A 17,859-nucleotide genomic window follows, 5' to 3' on the forward strand; every position below is an offset into this window, starting at 1 on the left:
CGCTTACCGGGGCTACTCGCTTAAGCGTTTACCCACGCCAGAGTAAAGCCGTCCCAGCCTTTAGTGCCCACGGTCTGCAGCGCCGTTGCCGTCAACCGTGGCTCGGCGCCCATCATCTCAATGAATTGACGCACGCCCTGAACGCGCTCGTCGGCGCTCTGTGGGTTGACCACTTCACCGTCGCGTACCACGTTATCGCCAATAATTAAGGTTCCTGGGCGGGAATAACGTAGCGCCCAGCGCAGATAATGGGGATTATTCGGCTTATCGGCATCGATGAAGATCAGGTCGAAAGCGGGACATTCGCCAAGCGCCTCCAGAGACTGTAGCGCCGGCCCCTCCCGCAGCGTGACCCGCTGGTCAACGCCCGCCAGCTGCAGATTCTCCCGCGCCACCTGGGCATGATGCGCGTCGGCCTCCAGCGTGAGTAGTTGGCCGTCGGCAGGAAGCTCGCGCGCCATCCAGATGGTGCTATAGCCGCCGAGAGTACCGATCTCCAGTATCCGCTTAGCCTGGGTAAGTCTTACCAGCAGGGCGAGAAACTGCCCCTGATTGGCGGCGACATCGTGTGCCGGCAGCCCGGCTCGATGGTTGTTTTCCAGTACCCGATCGAGCACAGGATCGCCGGGGATTAAGGCCTCAATCAAATAATTGTCTACTGCCGACCACTGTTGTTGCATATTACGCTTCCCCATTTAGCTCCCTGATGAGTCAGACCAGCCGCCTCCCAGCGCCCGGTACAAATCAATCTGCGCCAGCAGCAGGTTATTTTTCACCTGCACCACGCTCAACTGAGTGGAGAATAACGTACGTTGCGCATCCAACACGTCCAGATAGGAAGAATAGCCGTTACGATAGCGGTTCTGCGCGATACGCAACGTTTCTGCGGCGACCGATTCCTGCTCCTGGAGCTCGCTTAACTGTTCGCCGTAGCGGCTGATGGCATCCAGGCTATCGTTCACCTCTTTGAACGCGCCGCGTACGGTTTTCTCATATCCGTATAACGCCTGATTTCGCTGGGCCATCGAGACATCAACCTGCGCATTTAGCGCCTGGCGGTTGAGTAACGGCGCCAGAATACTGCCGCCAAGGCTCCATAACCGCAGCGGGTTGTCGAGCAGATCCGGCAGCGTTCTGTCCTGCAGGCTGCCGGTGGCGGTCAGGTTGATGGAAGGCAGCAACTGCGCCTGCGACGACGCGAGGGTGGCATCAGCGGCCACCAGTTGGCGTTGAGCTTGCACAATGTCCGGACGGCGGCTCATTAGCGTCGAGGGTAACTGTGAGGGCAGGCGTAGCGGGCTAAGTTGTGCGAACTCGTTACGTTTTAGCGCACCGGGATTGTCGCCCAAGAGAACGCTCAGGGCGTTCTCTTGTTGCGCGATTTGATGCTGCAATGGCGGGATCTGCGCCCGCGTCGAGCGCAGTTCGGAATCCGCCTGCATGAGCTCCAGGCGCGAGGTATAGCCGGTTTCATACTGCCGTTTAGCCAGATTCCACGCATCTTCTCGCGATTTCAGCGTTTGGCGGGTGACTCGCAACTGCTCGTCTAATGACAACAAGGTGACGTAGCCGACGGCGACCGATGTCGCCACGGTCAGATTAGCGGCAGCGGCAGCGGCTTTCTGCGCTTCAAGGCTGGCTTCGGCTGCGCTGGCGGCGCTGCGGTTGGCCCCCCAAATATCGACGTCATAGCTGGCGGTCAGGCCCCCTTTGTACAGCGTGCTGTGGATGGGCAGACCGGTCGCGGCGGACTGTGCGCGAGCGCGGGTACCGGTCAGGCTGGCATCAAGCGAGGGGAATAAGCTGCTATCAGCAGCGTACGCGCGCGCCTGATACTCGTTAACCCGCTCGCGGGCGATCAGGACGTCGCTGTTGTAGCGCAACGCCCGATCGACATACTGATTAAGCGCGCTATCGTGAAAATTGCGCCACCACACGCCTTCCACCGGGCTGGAGGGACCCACATCGGCACGCCAGGCGGCGGGGATCGCCAGCGTAGGCTCCGCACGTGGGACATCGGCAGACTGACAACCGACCAGCGCCAGCGCCACGGCAAGGGTTAACGGGCGGATCATTGTTTATTCTCCGCGCGGGTATCAATCGTCACCTGCACCGACATCCCCGGACGCAGACGATAGCTGTTTTTCTGTCCCTCATCGACCGCGATACGGACAGGGATCCGCTGGGCGATTTTGACAAAGTTGCCGGTCGCGTTATCCGGCGAGATCGCGCTGAATTCGACGCCGGTCGCTGGCGAAATACTTTGTACTTTGCCGTGGAAGGTTTCGCTGTTCAACGCATCGACCGAGAAGGTGACCGGCTGGCCGACGCGCACCTCGGCGAGCTGTGTCTCTTTCAGGTTGGCGATAACCCAGTGCTGAGGCGGTACCAGCGAGGTCAAATGCGTACCGGCGCTGACATAGGCGCCGAGGCGTACGGAGATCTGCCCCAGTTGCCCGGCCGTCGGGGCGATAATCCGCGTATTCTGCAGGTCGATTTCGGCAAGCTCCAACGCCGCTTTGGCGCTGGCCACATCGGCCTCCAGCGAATCGCGATTGACGATAGTGGACTGCAGATCCTGGCGCGACATCTCCAGTGTGGCTTTCGCCTGTTCGATATCGGCTGCGCCTTGAGCCGCGCTGGCCCGCGCAGAGTCGCGTTCGCGAATGGATAACGAACCGTCCGCGGTGAGTTCCTGTACGCGTTTTAAATCGGCTTGGCTTTTCTGATTCTGCGCGCGGGCGTTTTGCAAGGCGGCCTCGTTTTTGACGATCGTCGCTTCGGCGCTTTTCCGCTGCTGCTGGTTGTTTTTCAGCGCTGCCTGTTTCATCGCCAACGTTGCCTGCGCCTGGTGCACCCGCTGTTTATAGATGCGATCGTCAATCTGGAACAGCACCTGTCCCGGCTGAACGGTATCGAAATCTTTGACGTTCACCGCGGTGATATACCCGTTAACCTGCGGGCTGATAAACGTCGTCTGACCACGCACGTAAGCGTTATCGGTAAACTGACTATGCCGGGTGAAAGGGGGCAACTGCCAGGCGTAAAGAATAACCAATACGCCGACGATGCCGATCGCCGCGGCGGTAAAAATAGACACCACGCGGATGTTGTTTCGGGTATTGGCCTGTTGCCTGGCCGCGTCCTGCTGACTCATAACCACTCCAGAGTAAAAATTATCTTATTATTTGTTGCCGGTTGCGCGTTTTAACGCGATACGGGCGGTGATTCGCAATCTGATTAAGCGCCAGAAAATCCACACCAGCGTTGCGGCAGAGATCGCCGCCGTCAGGAGATAAGTGTCATTGTAGGCGAGAATATTGGCCTGTAGCGTCGAGGCGTTTTGCAGCAGCGTGGTAGCCTGCACGTTCAATAGCGTGCTGTCGCCAATCTGGCTTTGATACATCTGGCTGTACTGCTGCAGTCGCTCGGCGATCAACGGGTTCAGCGTGGTTATCTGATCGGCCAACTGGCTGGAATGAAATTTTTCGCGCCAGGTCTGAAAAGTACCGAGGATAGCTGAGCCGAGCAGGCCGCCGATATTTTGGCTCATGCCAAACAGAACCGAGAAGCTGACCAGATTCCGCTGGTCGGCAATCACCCCGCCAATTCCCGCCAGCATGGCCGGCGCGAGGAAGAAGGCACTGCCGAAGCCAAGTAAAAACTGGCTGAACATCAACTGTTCCGGACGGGTCAGGGCAGTGGACTGGCTATCAAGCAATGACGCAATCATAATCAACGCCAGCGCGGTCGCGGTGGGCCAGTAGAGGCGCTGCGGGTTAAGCGTCAGGCAACTGGCGACGATACCGCAGACGATACCGGCGAAAATCGACCATGCCAGGTTGGTCATCTGCTCGTTTTGCAAGCCGACGTACTGCAGCCAACCGATGACCCCGGTATTCTGTTCCGCCAGCACGATGCGAATCAGCAACATAATCAGTCCCAGACGAAGGATACTGCCGCTGGAAAGCCATTTGGTGTTAAGCAGCGGGTTAGTGCGATTATGCTCGAAGGCGATAGCCGAAACGATCAGCACCACCGCTCCCGCCAGCGACCAGCCAAGCCACGGCGCCTCAAACCACCAGTCCAGACGGCCCAGCGACAGGACCGCGCAGACTAAAGCCATACCGGGCGCCAGCAGGAAGAAGGTAATAAAGTCCTTCTTCTCAAACACCTTTTTGCGGTCGCTTGGCGGCAGTTTCAGCGCGATGACGCAGGCCAGCGACACCAGCGCCAGGCCGAGCTCAAAGAAGTAGAGCCCGCGCCATTCGTCAATCTGCAGCAGTTCGGTCGAGAACAGACGCGCCAGCGGGATCGCCAGCGACGATCCGGTGATACCGATGGTCAACGCCTTCAGGCGGTGGCGCGCCGGCCAGGCCTGCACCTGATAGTAAATTCCCAGTGAACTCAACGCCGCTGCCACCATGCCGTGCGCCGCGCGCACCATCATTGCCGAGCTGAGGTCGTTGACGAACAGGTGGAAGAAAGTGACCAGTACATACAGTACCAGGAAGCCTTCGGTAAAGGCGCGCAGGCCGAACTGTTGGCGAAATTTCACCAGCAGCAGGTTGATGGAAACGTTAGTCATAACGTAGACCGCCGGCAGCCATGCGATTTCCGTCGACCAGGCGGCAAAAGTGCCCTGCAGCAGCTGCAGGTTGGCGGTAACGACGGCGTTACCCAGCGCGCCGGTCAGGCACACCAGCAGCCCGACGATGCCGTAAGCGACGCGTTTTGGCGTACTGTGAATCGGCGTCGACGGCGAGCCGAGCATCGCCGGTTTTTCATGCGGCGCCCAGTCGTGGGGCACATAAGGATTAGCTTCGCGACGAGGCATTATTTCTTTTCCACCTCGTGCAGCAGCTTTTCCAGAACCCGGTGGGTTTGCTCACGCTCTTCCGGAGTAATGGCGGTGAGGATCTCCTCGCGCAGGTCGTCGGCGACCGCTTTCACCTGATGAAAGAGCGCCATCCCTTTGGCGGTGGCAACCAACAGACGCTTACGTTTATCGCTGTCAGGCTTAACGCGCTCCACCAGTTCAAGTTCGACCAGGCGGTTAATGAGCGGGACGATGGTGGCGCTTTCGACACCCAGTTCCTGCGCCAGTTCGCTTTGCGAGAGGGGCTGCTCGTTGCGGGCAATGGCTGACACCGCCACCCATGACGCCTGGCTCATGCCTAGATTTTTTAACCGCCGGTTAACCGCCAGCCGCCAGTGATGCGCGGTTAAGTATAAGAGATGGGAAAAGTTAAGCTGTCGGTTATCCATGTTCCGCCTGCAAAATCATTAGAGCTCTAATGATTTTAGGCGCGGCGATTTACTGATTTCAAGTCACGAAGATAAAAATAGGTTAACGCAATGTGCGTTTTTTGTGGGAAAGGCAGGCTGGCACGTGGAGAAAAAAATAAAAAACCCGGGCGAGCCCGGGTTTCGTATCTGGATTACCTGGACATTAGCCCGGATAGATGCCGCGATCTTTACGCGCCAGCAGAATGCGCTCGCAGGCGACGATGTAGGCCGCGGTACGCAGAGAACACGCTTTCTCGGCGGCTTTATCGCAGACGTGAACAATAGCATCCGTCATGATGCGGTCCATCTTGGCGTTGATCTCTTCTTCGCTCCAGAAGAAGCTTGCCATGTCCTGCACCCATTCGAAGTAGCTGACGGTCACGCCGCCGGCGTTACAGATAACGTCCGGAACCACGATCACCCCGCGGTCGGCCAGCACGTCGTCGGCGTCCGGATAGGTCGGGCCGTTGGCGCCTTCGAGGATCAGCTTACAGCTGATTTTTTCCGCGCGTTCACGGGTGATTTGGCCTTCCAGCGCCGCCGGGATCAGGATATCCATCTCGGTGGTCCAGAAATCTTCTTTGGCGATTTCACGCGCGCCCGGGAAACCAGCAATCTTCTTGTTCTCGGCCTGCCATGCGGTCAGCGCCTGCATGTCGATGCCGCCTTCGTTGAACAGGGTCGCGGTATGGTCCTGGATCACGACAATGCGCGCGCCAACGTCTGCAAACAGACGAGCGGCTTCGCTGCCGACGTTACCAAAACCTTGCAGCGCCACTTTCGCGCCTTCGATTTCGATACCGTTGCGACGAGCCACTTCACGACCGGTGACGAAGACGCCGCGGCCGGTGGCTTTTTCACGGCCCAGCGAACCGCCGAGATGAATCGGCTTACCGGTAACCACGCCGGTGATAGTGGTGCCGTGATTCATGGAGTAGGTGTCCATCATCCACGCCATCACTTTACCGTTGGTGCCAACGTCCGGCGCCGGGATATCTTTCTGTGGCCCAATGATAATGCCGATTTCGCTGGTATAGCGACGAGTCAGACGTTCCAGCTCGCCTTCAGACAGTGAGAACGGGTCGACGCGGATGCCGCCTTTGGCTCCGCCGTAAGGAATATTGACCGCGGCGCACTTAATGGTCATCCAGGCAGAAAGCGCCATTACCTCGTTAAGATCGACATCCGGATGGTAGCGAACACCACCTTTACCCGGTCCACGCGATAGATTGTGCTGTACGCGATAGCCTTCGAAATGGCGGATGGTGCCATCATCCATCTGCACTGGAATATCAACGATCAGCGCGCGTTTCGGGTGACGCAGAGTTTCCACCCAGTAGGCGAGGTCGCCCAGATACGGCGCGACGCGGTCGATCTGGCGCAGGTAAGTGGTCCATGGAGATGTACTACTTTCAGATGCGTAAGATAACTTTTCCATAAGAGTCCTGTATCTCAATGTTATTTGTGTCGTGTAAAACCGTGGAATAGGTACAGCAGTAAAATCTGTGTGATGAATGTTATCACCAATTTTATAAACCAGTATTTGACGGCTATTCCGAATTTTACATTTTTGTTAGTTTTTTGGGGTTGCATTTGAATAAATAAGCACGACCAGGTGCCTGTATGTCATGCATGGATATGCATATTTTATGCAGATAAGTGAATATAGAAATAATTTTTTCATATTTTTCATTATCTTGATGATCCTCTAAAAGTGAATAAAATGATTCATGGTTGTATTGACTTTGTTGCTCGTCAGGGCCCAGCATTAGCTCACGCAATACACAAGGTATTAACCGTGAATTAACATATATCCATACAAATAAAATGGCTTATTTCAGTTGTGGTGAAAATATTTGTCATCGCAGCGGGACGTGTGCGCCCTGAAAACGGCTAAAGGGAAATTGTTAAATTCGACTATTCACGATTGGCCAATTTATGCCGCCGATCCTCGTTCCGGAGAATTGTTATGTCAGGCAGTATCACTCGCGAAGATTTTGATGCTTATATGGTTCCGTGTTTCGCTCCCGCGCCGTTTATCCCGGTGAAAGCGGCGGGCTCCCGCGTCTGGGACCAGCAGGGTAAAGAGTACATTGACGTGGCTGGCGGCATTGCGGTTAACGCGCTGGGTCATGCGAATCCGGCGCTGGCTAACGCGCTGAAAGCGCAGCTGGATAAGCTGTGGCACATCGGCAACGGCTATACCAACGAACCGGTACTGCAGCTGGCGAAAACCCTGGTGGAGTCAACCTTCGCCGATAAAATTTTCTTCTGTAACTCCGGTGCTGAAGCCAACGAAGCCGCGCTGAAGCTGGCGCGCAAGTATGCTCACGACAAATTCGGCGCCGACAAGAGCGAAATTATCGCCTTCAAAAACTCTTTCCATGGCCGCACTCTGTTTACCGTAACCGTAGGGGGGCAGCCGAAATACTCCAGCGACTATGCGCCATTACCGCAGGACATCACCCATCTGCCGTATAACGATATCGACGCGGTGAAAGCGGCGTTCTCTTCCCGCACCTGCGCGGTCATCGTCGAGCCGATTATCGGCGAAGGCGGCGTCATGCCAGCGGATCCGCAATTCCTGCAGGCACTGCGCGAGCTGTGTGATGAGCATGAAGCGACGCTGATTTTTGATGAAGTGCAGACCGGCGCCGGGCGTACCGGCCAACTGTATGCTTACCAGCACTACAACGTGGTTCCGGACATTCTCACCAGCGCGAAAGGGCTGGGCGGCGGCTTCCCAATTGGCGCGATGCTGGCGAAAGAGGCCTGGGCGCAGGTGTTCCAGCCGGGTACCCACGGCACGACTTTCGGCGGCAACCCGCTGGCGGCGACCGTCGCCAATAGCGTGCTGGCGCAAATAGATAGTGCGCTGCTGGCGGGCGTGGGCGAACGCCATACCCTTATCGTCGATAAACTCAATGCGCTGAACGCCAAATATGATCTCTTTAGCGCCGTGCGTGGGATGGGGCTGCTGATTGGCGCCGAACTGGCAAGCCATCTGCGCGGCAAAGCCAAAGCGCTGACCAATCTGGCGGCGGAAGAGGGACTGATCGCGCTGATAGCCGGGCCGGACGTACTGCGTTTCGCCCCGGCGCTCAATATTCCCCTGGCGGATATTGATGAAGCCTTCGTGCGCCTTGAGCGCGCCGTCGCCCGCTTAACCAGCTAATCCGGGAGACGGCCTATGATGTTATTTCGTCCCGTACGGGAAAACGACCTCGATGATATTGTCCGCCTGGCCTCCCGGGCGGGCGTGGGAATGACCTCGCTGCCCAATGATGCCGTGCGCCTCGCCGCACGGATCAAACGCAGCGTGGAGACCTTTGCCGGCAAGCTGACGCGCGGCGAACAGGGGTTTCTGTTTGTTCTGGAAGATACCGAACTGAGCCGGGTTGTCGGCGTCAGCGCCATTGAGGTCGCGGTGGGGCTCGACGAACCGTTCTACAATTTTCGTATTCAGAAAACGGTACGGGCATCCAAAGAGCTTGGGGTTTACAAGCATCAGGATTTGCTCAATTTAAGCTACGACCATACCGGCCACAGCGAACTCTGTACCCTGTTTCTGGACCCTGAGTACCAGAAGAACCGCAATGGCCTGCTGCTTTCCAAAGCGCGGTTTGTCTTTATTGCCGCGTTCCGCGAGTGGTTTTCACCGCATCTGTTCGCCGAGCTGCGCGGGCGCAGCGACGAGCAGGGTAATTCGCCGTTCTGGGATGCGTTGGGGCACCACTTTTTCGATATTCCTTTCGCCGATGCCGACCGCCTCACCGGTACAGGGATGAAAACCTTTATCGCCGAATTGATGCCGGCTTACCCGATTTACATCTCGCTGCTGCCGGATGATGCCCGCGAGGTGATAGGCCAGGTTCATGCTAATACCGCGCCGGCGCGGGCTATTCTCGAAAAAGAGGGGTTTGGCTGGCGCGGGTCCGTCGACATCTTCGATGCCGGCCCGGTACTGGAAGCAGAAACCGATAATATTCGCGCCATCAGAGAGAGCTACTCGCTGCCGGCGCTGCAACTCATGACGCCGCAGGCGACGCCAACCATCGTCGCCAACGGACAGTTTGATAATTTCCGCGCGGTGCTCATCGCGCAAGAGACGCCGGGAGCGCTCGATCAGCAGGCGCTGGACGCCCTGCAGGTCAATGCCACCGACCGGGTTCACGCGGTGACACTCAATCCAGAGGAAAACAGATCATGGCGGTAAACGCACAGTTTATAGCAGGTAAGTGGCAGCAGGGCGCAGGCGCGCCGTTAACCAAGCTGGCGCCGGAAGACCAGTCTATTTTATGGCAGGCGAGCAGCGCCGGCGCGGCCGATGTGCAGGCCGCCTGTACTGCCGCGCGCGAGGCGTTTTATAGCTGGTCGCATCGCCCATTAAGCGAACGCATTGCCGTGGTTCAGCGTTTCGCTGCACTGCTGGAAGAGAATAAAGAGGCGCTGGCGACGTTAATTTCCCGTGAAACCAGCAAGCCGCTGTGGGAAACGCGTACTGAAGTACAGGCGATGATCGGCAAGGCCGGGATTTCCATTGATGCCTACGCCGAACGTACCGGTTATCGCGAGTCCGCTATGCCGGACGGCAAAGCGCTGCTGCGCCATAAGCCGCACGGCGTGATGGCGGTGTTTGGCCCTTACAACTTCCCGGGGCATCTGCCGAATGGCCATATTATCCCGGCGCTGATCGCCGGTAACACCGTGGTATTTAAACCGAGCGAATTGACGCCCGCGACCGCGGAACTCACCGTTCAGCTATGGCAGCAGGCCGGGATCCCGGATGGGGTGCTAAACCTGGTGCAGGGGGCGAAAGATACCGGCCAGGCGCTGCTGGAAAACCGCGATATCGACGGGGTGCTGTTTACCGGGAGTGCCGCCGCTGGCTTCCATTTCCACCGCTACCTCGGCGGCCAGCCGGAGAAAATGTTGGCGCTGGAGATGGGCGGCAATAACTCGCTGATCGTGGCCGACGTTGTCGATAGCGTTGCGGCGCTGAACGTGATTATTCAATCGGCCTTTATCTCCGCCGGGCAGCGCTGCACCTGCGCGCGTCGTTTACTGGTACCGCGCGGCGAACAGGGCGATGCGCTACTTGAACAACTGATTGCTGCCAGCCGGCAGATCCGCGCCGGTAAATGGGACGCCGATCCGCAGCCGTTTATGGGCGGGGTGATTTCGCAAACCGCCGCGCAGGGCATGCTGGCGGCGCAGGCGAAGCTGGAAGCGCTGGGCGGCAATGTTCTGCTGCGCATGAGCCAGCCTGATCCGCGCTCAACCGTGCTGACGCCGGGAATTATCGATGTTACCGGGATCGCGGTACCGGATGAAGAGTACTTCGGCCCGCTGCTGACCGTGATTCGTTATGACCAGTTCGATGAGGCGATCGCGATCGCCAATAACACCCGCTACGGCCTGGCGGTGGGGCTGATTTCCGCCGACCCGGCGCTGTTCGACAAGCTGGCCGACGAAGCGCGCGCCGGGATTGTTAACTGGAACAAACCGCTCACCGGGGCCTCCAGTAAAGCGCCTTTCGGCGGTGTCGGCGCCTCCGGCAACCATCGCGCCTCGGCGTGGTATGCCGCCGATTATTGCGCCTGGCCGATGGCTTCTCTGGTCAGCGAAACGCTGACGCTGCCGGCGACGACGTCGCCAGGTCTGCCATTCTGATAACCGTTTTTGTGAGGACACTATGTCTGGATTTGAAGCGAATTTTGACGGCCTGGTGGGGCCAACGCACCACTACGCCGGGTTGTCGGTAGGCAACGAAGCGTCACAAAACAACCGCGACGGTTTATCTAACCCGAAGAAGGCGGCGCTGCAGGGACTTTATAAGATGAAGACCCTGGCCGATCGTGGCTTTGTACAGGGCATTCTGCCGCCGCAGCCGCGGCCAAATATGACGATGCTGCGCAGTATTGGTTTTCAGGGTAGCGACGAGCAGGTGATCCAGCGTGCAGCTAAAGAGGCCCCGCAGCTATTGTCGGCCTTTAGCTCCGCTTCCTCGATGTGGACCGCCAACGCCGCCACCGTGTCGCCGTCGGCGGATAGCGCTGATGGAAAAGTGCACTTTACGGTCGCCAACCTGAACAATAAGCTGCACCGCATGCAGGAAGCGCCGATCACCTCGGCTATCCTCAGGGCCACCTTCGCCGATGAGCGTTACTTCGCGCATCACGCGGCGCTGCCGCAGCATGGCGATTTAGGTGATGAAGGGGCGGCGAACCATAACCGTTTCTGTGGGGATTATGATCGCCAGGGCGTGCAGTTTTTTGTCTATGGTAAGCGCGCCAGCGGCGGCATTGCGCCAGCTAAATACCCCGCACGCCAGACGCTGGAGGCCAGCGAAGCGGTGGCGCGTCTGCATCAGCTCGACCTGCAGTACACCGTATTCGCTCAGCAAAATCCGCAGGCTATCGACCATGGCGTATTCCACAATGATGTTATCGCCGTCAGCAACCGCCACGTGCTGTTCCATCATCAGCACGCCTTCCTGCAGCAGCGGGAGGTGCTGGCGACGCTGAAGGAGAGCAACGCCAGGCTGAATATTCCATTCACCAGCGTTGAAGTGCCGGACGAGCAGGTTAGCCTCGATGACGCGGTGGCCTCTTATCTGTTCAACAGCCAGTTACTGAGCAAAGCCGATGGCAAAATGTTGATTGTGGTGCCGGAAGAGTGCCGTCAGCGTGAAAACGTCTGGCGTTATCTCTCTGCTCTCGCCGCCGATAGCGCATCGCCTATCGATGAAGTGGCCGCATTCGATCTACGTGAAAGCATGCGCAACGGCGGCGGCCCGGCCTGTTTACGTCTGCGGGTGGTGCTTAATGACGCTGAGCGTGCGGCGGTCAACGCTCACAGCCTGATGAATGACGAACGCTACCAGCAACTGACCGCGTGGGTTGAAAAGCATTATCGCGATCGCCTGCATGCCAGCGACCTCGCCGACCCGCAGCTGCTGCGCGAGGTTTATCAGGCGCTGGACGAGCTGACGCAGATTTTACATCTGGGCGCGATTTATGACTTCCAGCGATAAGGGGCCGGGAATGGAACAAAACGTCAACGATTTACTGCATTGTAAACTGCAGACATGGACCTTTCCGCCGACTATCGAAGCCAGTTGGTTAGGCGATGGCATTCTGCAACTGCTGCCAAAAACGTCATGGCGACAGGCGACGGTGCTTTCTGCCGGGGTGCACGGTAACGAAACCGCGCCGATTGAAATGTTGCTGCAGATCCTGCAGGGGTTAAGCCATGGCGAACAGCCGCTGACCCAGGCGCTACTGGTGGTGTTCGGCAATTTGCCCGCCATTCGCGCCGGTCGTCGCTATCTGCATAACGATCTCAACCGGCTGTTTGGCGGCCGCCATCTGGCGGCGATGCCCGGGAACGAGTCGCGTCGCGCTTTTGAACTGGAGATGGCCGTACAGGCCTTCTTCCGTAGCGCCGATGTCCACGGCAAGGTGCCGCGCACGCATCTCGATCTGCATACCGCTATTCGCGGGTCGAAATATCGGCAGTTTGCGCTGCTGCCCGCTCATGATGGCGACTACAGCGCAGATTTTTATCAGCTGTTGCAGGCCAGCGGTATGGATGCCATCGTGCGCCATACCGAACCGGGCGGCACCTTTACCCACTTCACCAGCGAGAAGTTCGGCGCGCAAAGCGCCACGCTGGAACTGGGGAAGGTGATGCCATTCGGTGAAAATGATCTGCGCTTGTTTGCCGCCACCGAACTGGCGATCGGCGCGCTGATCGCCGACGGCATCATGCCGCCGCGTAGCAAAGCGCCGGTCGAATACTTTGTGGTGCAGCAGAGCATCATCAAGGGCGAGAACGGTTTTACCCTGAATCTCGACCCGAAAATCGAAAACTTTACCGCGCTGCCGGCAGGCTATGAAATCGCCCGTCAGGCACAGAAAACCTGGGTGGTCAATGCCGACGCCCCCTACATCCTGTTTCCGAATGCGGGCGTCGCCGCCGGTCAACGCGCCGGGCTGCTGCTGACCGCTACCGCGCCAAGCCTTTCCATGCCTGCTTGAAGGAATCAACATGACTGAACATCAACGCGAGGGGCAGGTTCATCCTGCCGCCGACGGGGAGTGCCCGTCGCAGCTCAAACGCGGCCTTGGCGCCCGGCACATTCAGATGATTGCGCTGGGCGGCGCTATCGGCACCGGACTGTTTATGGGGGCGGGCAGAAACATCGCCGTCGCCGGAACATCCATTCTGCTTATCTATCTACTGGTAGGTTTCTTTACCTATATGGTGATGCGGGCGATGGGGGAGCTGTTGCTGACCCGCCTGGATTACCGTTCGTTTGCGGATTTCGTCGGCGACTATCTTGGCCCGCAGGCCAGTTTCTATCTGGGTTGGACCTACTGGCTTAGCTGGGTGGTGACCTGTATCGCCGACGTGGTGGTTTGCGGTAGCTATATGCAGTACTGGTTCCCGGAGATGTCGGCGTGGATGCCCGCGCTGAGTACGCTTGGGATCCTGTTCTTGTTTAATCTGTTGTCGGTAAAGATGTTCGGCGAGGCCGAATTCTGGTTTGCGCTGATTAAGGTCATCACCATTATCGCGCTGATTTTGACCGGCGCGTGGATGATTGCTATTGGCTGGACTTCGCCGGATGGCGTGAAGGCTTCGTTAGGTCATATTACCGACCCGACGGCCTTTATGCCGCACGGGGTGACCGGTTTCTTCGCCGGTTTCCAGATAGCGATCTTCTCCTTCACCGGTATTGAGCTGCTCGGCACCATGACGGCGGAAACACGCGATCCTGAGCGCATCCTGCCGAAGGCGATTAACGCGCTGCCGCTGCGCATCATTATTTTCTATCTGCTGTCGATGGTGGTGATTATTGCCGTGGCTTCATGGCCGGGCGTCTCGCCGGATGCCAGTCCGTTCGTGACCCTGTTCGCCAAGGCCGGGCTACCTGCCGCCGCCGCGGTGATAAACTTTGTCGCCTTGACGTCAGCCATGTCGTCGGCGAACAGCGGCGTTTATTCCAGTACCCGCATGCTGTACGGCCTGTCGGTGGAAAAACATGCGCACTGGCAGTTCCGTATACTATCGCGTAATACCCGCATTCCGGTACGTAGCCTCCTGTTCTCCTGCTTCTGCATGCTAAGCGGTACGTTACTGCTGTTCCTGGTGCCAAACGTGATGACGTTGTTCACCATCGTTTCAACGCTGGCGGCGATCATGGTGGTTTTCAGCTGGGGTATGATCCTCGTGGCGTACCTGGTGTATCGCCATAAACGCCCGGACCTGCACGCGCGGTCGAAATTCAAAATGCCGGCGGGAGTGGTGATGTGCTGGCTAAGCCTGCTGTTTTTCGCCTTCTCAATCTTCATTATGATTTTCGACCCGGATACGCTGCTGGCGCTGCTGGCCTCGCCGCTGTGGTTTATTGCGCTATGGTGCTTCTGGAAAGTGAAACAGAAGCGCGAAGGGCAACTGGCATTGGATAACGCCAGCGCCTGATGATACCCGGCAGCTGAAGCGTGGCTGCCGGATTTTCCTTTTCGCCGTAGCGCGGTTTATGATGTCGCCCGACACTTCATTGTTGGATCAGGACAGAAGAAGGAAAGGGTATGACAGAGCATTTCCCGGCGCTTTCACACGACACGTTAGCGGCGGCCAATCTCATCGGCGACTGGTTGGCGCAGGATGATTTGCCGCAGAATGCGCAGCCGCAGATTGCGGTGTTGGCCGGTAACGCGGTGATCCCGACCATTGACGCCGCCTGTCGGCTCGCGGCACAGAGGCAGATTCCACTATTGATAAGCGGCGGTATTGGTCATTCGACGACCTTTCTTTACGACGTCGTACGAAAGCATCCGCACTATCAGGCGCTGCAGGTAGAGGGGCGTCCGGAATCGCATATCCTGGCGGATATCGCCGAACGTTTCTGGCAAATACCGCGCGATCGCATTGTGGTGGAAGATCGTTCAACCAACTGCGGCGAAAACGCGTGGTTTACTCGCCGGTTACTGGAAGAACGCGGGCTGGATCATTCCTCTGGCGTGGTGATTCAGGATCCGACGATGCAGCGTCGGACGATGGCGACCTTTGCCCGCGCCTGGCAGGAGGCACCGGCGCAGCCGCAGTGGTGGAGCTATCCCGGTTGTTCGCCGCGGCTTGAAAACAGCGCTGCTGGCCTGAGATTCAACGGAGACGATAGTGGATTGTGGCCAGTGGGGCGTTATCTGGCGCTGCTGCTTGGCGAGCTGCCGCGTCTGCTGGATAACGCGCAGGGTTATGGCCCCAACGGTAAAGGGTTTATTACCCACGTCGATTTCCCACGCGATGTTAGCGCGGCGTGGCAATGCTTGCGTGAAGATACGCTATTGAGCGAGGCGCTGAACGCCAGAACGCTGGGGTAGTGAGCAAGGCGGATAGCCGCAGCTATCCGCTGGTTCTGAGTTTACTTCGCGAATTTATCCAGTACGCGGACAAGCTGGGTAACAAAGCCGTACTCGTTATCGTACCAGGCCACGGTTTTCACAAGCTGTACGCCGCCGGCCTCCATGATCTCCAGTTGAGTCGCATCATAGATTGAGCCGAAATGGCTGCCGATAATGTCGGAGGAGACAATTTCTTCTTCGGTGTAGCCAAAAGATTCATTGTTCGCCGCCGCATTTTTCATGGCCTGATTAACCTCTTCAGCGGTGACTTTCTTCGCCAATACGGAAACCAGTTCCGTCACTGAGCCGGTTTTAGTCGGCACGCGCTGGGCGTGACCTTTCAGTTTCCCGCTAAGTTCCGGGATCACCAGACCAATGGCTTTTGCCGCGCCGGTGGTGTGCGGAATAATGTTCTCCGCTGCCGCTCGCGAGGCGCGCAGGTCTTTGCCACGCGGCCCGTCCACCAGCGATTGCGTACCGGTATAAGCGTGAATAGTGGTCATGGTGCCCACGGTAATGCCGAAAGCATCGTTGAGCACTTTAGCCATTGGCGCCAGACAGTTGGTGGTGCAGGATGCAACCGAAATGATGGTATCATCTGGGCTCATGGTGTCGTCGTTGACGTGATAAACGATGGTTTTCATCTCGCCGGCAGGGGCGGAAATCAGCACTTTCTTCGCGCCGGCGGTCAGGTGTGCCTGCGATTTTTCCGCCGACGTATAGAAACCGGTACATTCAACAATCACCTCAGCGCCTGCGGCTTTCCACGGAATATGCTGAGCCTCTTTTTCCGCATAAACGGTGATTTTTTTACCATTAACGATCAGCGCATCTTCTGTAAAATCAACGCTCCATGGGAAAGGACCGTAGTTAGAGTCATGTTTAAGCAGGTAGGCTAAGACTTTCGGTGAGGTGAGATCGTTGATGGCCACGACCTCCAGCGGGCTATTCACTTCTAACAGACGACGAAGTACTAAGCGTCCAATACGACCAAATCCATTAATCCCAAGTTTACTCATGGATACTCTCCTGGTGGTGAAGTTGATACGTTAAAACTTCTTCAGGCAGAGCGGGAAGAGTAAATCCTACCTTTCAGTGGCTTAGCAGTTCACCTGAGGTGTTTCTATTGCTAAGTTACCTGCCTGAAGCGTCTTCAGTAACTGTCACGTGGAGCCAGATGGTGCGAAGGAAGTATAACGCCGGGTCGGAGGTGGTTCCAATGTTCTTACCGCGACAGTACAACAAAAAGAGTGCCTACCATTGTTCGCTATTTCATGCGGCGTTGAGTGGTAAATATGATCTACATCACAATAACAGAAATTAGAAAAAGCGCAGAAGGATATAGCTACATCGAGGCTGTATTGATAACTATAGCGGTGGTTCAGCACAATATTGATAATGAGAATGAATATCATTCATTGACATCTGGTCATATTAATGTAACCTTGCATTAGGAATAATACAGGGATGAATAGAAAATGGATTGCGGCCTGAGGAATAATTATCAACCCATAGCTTAAAAATTTAAAAATCATGCCGAAATTCCATCCTGCTGGCATGAAATGCGGGAAGGAAAATCTGCAGGGTAAATCATAATGCGGGTGTTTAAAGATATTATCCTTGCCGGGAGCATTCTCTTTTCTATCTTATATTCTGTTTTCTCGTTGTGCGATGTTTTGTTGATGATGCAGATATTTTATCGGCACCCAGAGCACTGCTGCCTGTGTTTGCCGTTGGATGTATATATTTTCTGAGCAATGCTTATTTTTGGCTATTGAATTACATAAGGAATATGAAAGATGAAAGAGCTGACAAATAAACAGTTGGGTATGGTCTCCGGTGCAGGGGGGGATATTGGGCGGGAAATTGCTCAGGGAATAGGCGCTGGAGCTGGCACATTTGTAGGCGGAACTCCTGGTGCCATAACCGGTGGGATCGCAGGGGGACAGGTTTATGACTGGGCTGCAACAAAAACACCGGACCCAGCGATGTCCCCATCTGGTTTGGGCGGAACGCTCAAACAAAAACCAGCTAACCTTCCATCCGAAGCGTGGAATGCAGCAGCAGGCAGAGAATGCTACTGGAGTCCGAATAACCTCAATGATATTTGTTACTGACAGATGCTGATTGGCGTACGGGTATAAACCAGTCTAAAAGC

The 17,859-nt window shown here is 56.8% G+C and carries 15 protein-coding genes; 8 read left to right on the top strand and 7 right to left on the bottom strand.

From position 1 onward, the window contains the following. Positions 1-20: 20 nt before the first annotated feature. The 6 genes from PGQ95_RS06670 to PGQ95_RS06695 all read right to left on the bottom strand — a co-directional run bounded on the left by PGQ95_RS06670 (position 21) and on the right by PGQ95_RS06695 (position 6,727). Complete coding sequence (locus tag PGQ95_RS06670) at positions 21-695, bottom strand: O-methyltransferase (RefSeq protein ID WP_072269040.1); 675 nt, start codon at positions 693-695, stop codon at positions 21-23. Then, positions 696-2,075, bottom strand: coding sequence for an efflux transporter outer membrane subunit (locus tag PGQ95_RS06675; RefSeq protein WP_015366349.1), 1,380 nt, complete (start codon positions 2,073-2,075; stop codon positions 696-698). Next, positions 2,072-3,157 carry an HlyD family secretion protein gene (locus PGQ95_RS06680; protein ID WP_015366350.1) on the bottom strand — a complete coding sequence of 362 codons (1,086 nt, stop codon included), beginning with the start codon at positions 3,155-3,157 and terminating at the stop codon, positions 2,072-2,074. The genes PGQ95_RS06675 and PGQ95_RS06680 overlap by 4 nt, the downstream gene beginning before the upstream one ends. Positions 3,158-3,184: 27 nt before the next feature. Then, complete coding sequence (locus PGQ95_RS06685; protein WP_015366351.1) at positions 3,185-4,837, bottom strand: MFS transporter; 1,653 nt, start codon at positions 4,835-4,837, stop codon at positions 3,185-3,187. After that, positions 4,837-5,268: a MarR family winged helix-turn-helix transcriptional regulator gene (locus tag PGQ95_RS06690; protein WP_015366352.1), complete on the bottom strand. Its 432-nt coding sequence runs from the start codon at positions 5,266-5,268 to the stop codon at positions 4,837-4,839. The genes PGQ95_RS06685 and PGQ95_RS06690 overlap by 1 nt, the downstream gene beginning before the upstream one ends. A gap of 184 nt (positions 5,269-5,452) precedes the next feature. Then, positions 5,453-6,727, bottom strand: coding sequence for a Glu/Leu/Phe/Val family dehydrogenase (locus tag PGQ95_RS06695; protein ID WP_015366353.1), 1,275 nt, complete (start codon positions 6,725-6,727; stop codon positions 5,453-5,455). A gap of 531 nt (positions 6,728-7,258) precedes the next feature. Between PGQ95_RS06695 and PGQ95_RS06700 the strand changes: the two genes are divergently transcribed. From PGQ95_RS06700 to PGQ95_RS06730, 7 genes are all read left to right on the top strand, one after another. Continuing rightward, positions 7,259-8,464, top strand: coding sequence for a bifunctional succinylornithine transaminase/acetylornithine transaminase (locus PGQ95_RS06700; RefSeq protein WP_015366354.1), 1,206 nt, complete (start codon positions 7,259-7,261; stop codon positions 8,462-8,464). Positions 8,465-8,482: 18 nt separating this feature from the next. Further along, positions 8,483-9,505: an arginine N-succinyltransferase gene (gene astA, locus PGQ95_RS06705; protein WP_161798757.1), complete on the top strand. Its 1,023-nt coding sequence runs from the start codon at positions 8,483-8,485 to the stop codon at positions 9,503-9,505. Beyond that, positions 9,496-10,962, top strand: coding sequence for a succinylglutamate-semialdehyde dehydrogenase (gene astD / locus PGQ95_RS06710; RefSeq protein ID WP_015366356.1), 1,467 nt, complete (start codon positions 9,496-9,498; stop codon positions 10,960-10,962). The genes astA and astD overlap by 10 nt, the downstream gene beginning before the upstream one ends. Before the next feature lie 22 nt (positions 10,963-10,984). Further along, positions 10,985-12,325 (top strand): N-succinylarginine dihydrolase, encoded by a 1,341-nt coding sequence (gene astB, locus PGQ95_RS06715; protein WP_430917400.1) that lies wholly within the window; start codon positions 10,985-10,987, stop codon positions 12,323-12,325. A 10-nt stretch (positions 12,326-12,335) separates the two neighbouring features. Next, positions 12,336-13,331: a succinylglutamate desuccinylase gene (gene astE / locus PGQ95_RS06720; RefSeq protein ID WP_430917402.1), complete on the top strand. Its 996-nt coding sequence runs from the start codon at positions 12,336-12,338 to the stop codon at positions 13,329-13,331. A 10-nt stretch (positions 13,332-13,341) separates the two neighbouring features. Next, positions 13,342-14,778 carry an amino acid permease gene (locus tag PGQ95_RS06725; RefSeq protein WP_430917404.1) on the top strand — a complete coding sequence of 479 codons (1,437 nt, stop codon included), beginning with the start codon at positions 13,342-13,344 and terminating at the stop codon, positions 14,776-14,778. Positions 14,779-14,888: 110 nt separating this feature from the next. Then, a complete protein-coding gene (locus PGQ95_RS06730; protein WP_430917406.1) occupies positions 14,889-15,680 on the top strand; it encodes a YdcF family protein in 792 nt (263 codons plus the stop codon). 41 nt (positions 15,681-15,721) lie between these two features. On the opposite strand, the gene gap is transcribed toward PGQ95_RS06730, so the two are convergent. Further along, entirely contained in the window at positions 15,722-16,720 is a 999-nt protein-coding gene (gene gap, locus PGQ95_RS06735) for a type I glyceraldehyde-3-phosphate dehydrogenase (protein ID WP_015366361.1), read from the bottom strand. 780 nt (positions 16,721-17,500) lie between these two features. On the opposite strand from gap, the gene PGQ95_RS06740 reads away from it, so the two are divergent. After that, complete coding sequence (locus tag PGQ95_RS06740; protein WP_042894619.1) at positions 17,501-17,818, top strand: colicin V family bacteriocin; 318 nt, start codon at positions 17,501-17,503, stop codon at positions 17,816-17,818. Positions 17,819-17,859: the final 41 nt, after the last annotated feature.

The organism is Klebsiella sp. 141240 (assembly GCF_050600805.1).
Lineage (GTDB): Bacteria > Pseudomonadota > Gammaproteobacteria > Enterobacterales > Enterobacteriaceae > Klebsiella > Klebsiella aerogenes.

Coding starts and splice junctions, on each gene's coding strand:
- PGQ95_RS06725 (WP_430917404.1), top strand. CDS start 13,342: ATGACTGAACATCAACGCGAGGGGCAGGTTCATCCTGCCGCCGACGGG.
- astA (WP_161798757.1), top strand. CDS start 8,483: ATGTTATTTCGTCCCGTACGGGAAAACGACCTCGATGATATTGTCCGC.
- astE (WP_430917402.1), top strand. CDS start 12,336: ATGGAACAAAACGTCAACGATTTACTGCATTGTAAACTGCAGACATGG.
- astB (WP_430917400.1), top strand. CDS start 10,985: ATGTCTGGATTTGAAGCGAATTTTGACGGCCTGGTGGGGCCAACGCAC.
- PGQ95_RS06695 (WP_015366353.1), bottom strand. CDS start 6,727: ATGGAAAAGTTATCTTACGCATCTGAAAGTAGTACATCTCCATGGACC.
- PGQ95_RS06685 (WP_015366351.1), bottom strand. CDS start 4,837: ATGCCTCGTCGCGAAGCTAATCCTTATGTGCCCCACGACTGGGCGCCG.
- astD (WP_015366356.1), top strand. CDS start 9,496: ATGGCGGTAAACGCACAGTTTATAGCAGGTAAGTGGCAGCAGGGCGCA.
- gap (WP_015366361.1), bottom strand. CDS start 16,720: ATGAGTAAACTTGGGATTAATGGATTTGGTCGTATTGGACGCTTAGTA.
- PGQ95_RS06680 (WP_015366350.1), bottom strand. CDS start 3,157: ATGAGTCAGCAGGACGCGGCCAGGCAACAGGCCAATACCCGAAACAAC.
- PGQ95_RS06700 (WP_015366354.1), top strand. CDS start 7,259: ATGTCAGGCAGTATCACTCGCGAAGATTTTGATGCTTATATGGTTCCG.
- PGQ95_RS06690 (WP_015366352.1), bottom strand. CDS start 5,268: ATGGATAACCGACAGCTTAACTTTTCCCATCTCTTATACTTAACCGCG.
- PGQ95_RS06730 (WP_430917406.1), top strand. CDS start 14,889: ATGACAGAGCATTTCCCGGCGCTTTCACACGACACGTTAGCGGCGGCC.
- PGQ95_RS06675 (WP_015366349.1), bottom strand. CDS start 2,075: ATGATCCGCCCGTTAACCCTTGCCGTGGCGCTGGCGCTGGTCGGTTGT.
- PGQ95_RS06670 (WP_072269040.1), bottom strand. CDS start 695: ATGGGGAAGCGTAATATGCAACAACAGTGGTCGGCAGTAGACAATTAT.
- PGQ95_RS06740 (WP_042894619.1), top strand. CDS start 17,501: ATGAAAGAGCTGACAAATAAACAGTTGGGTATGGTCTCCGGTGCAGGG.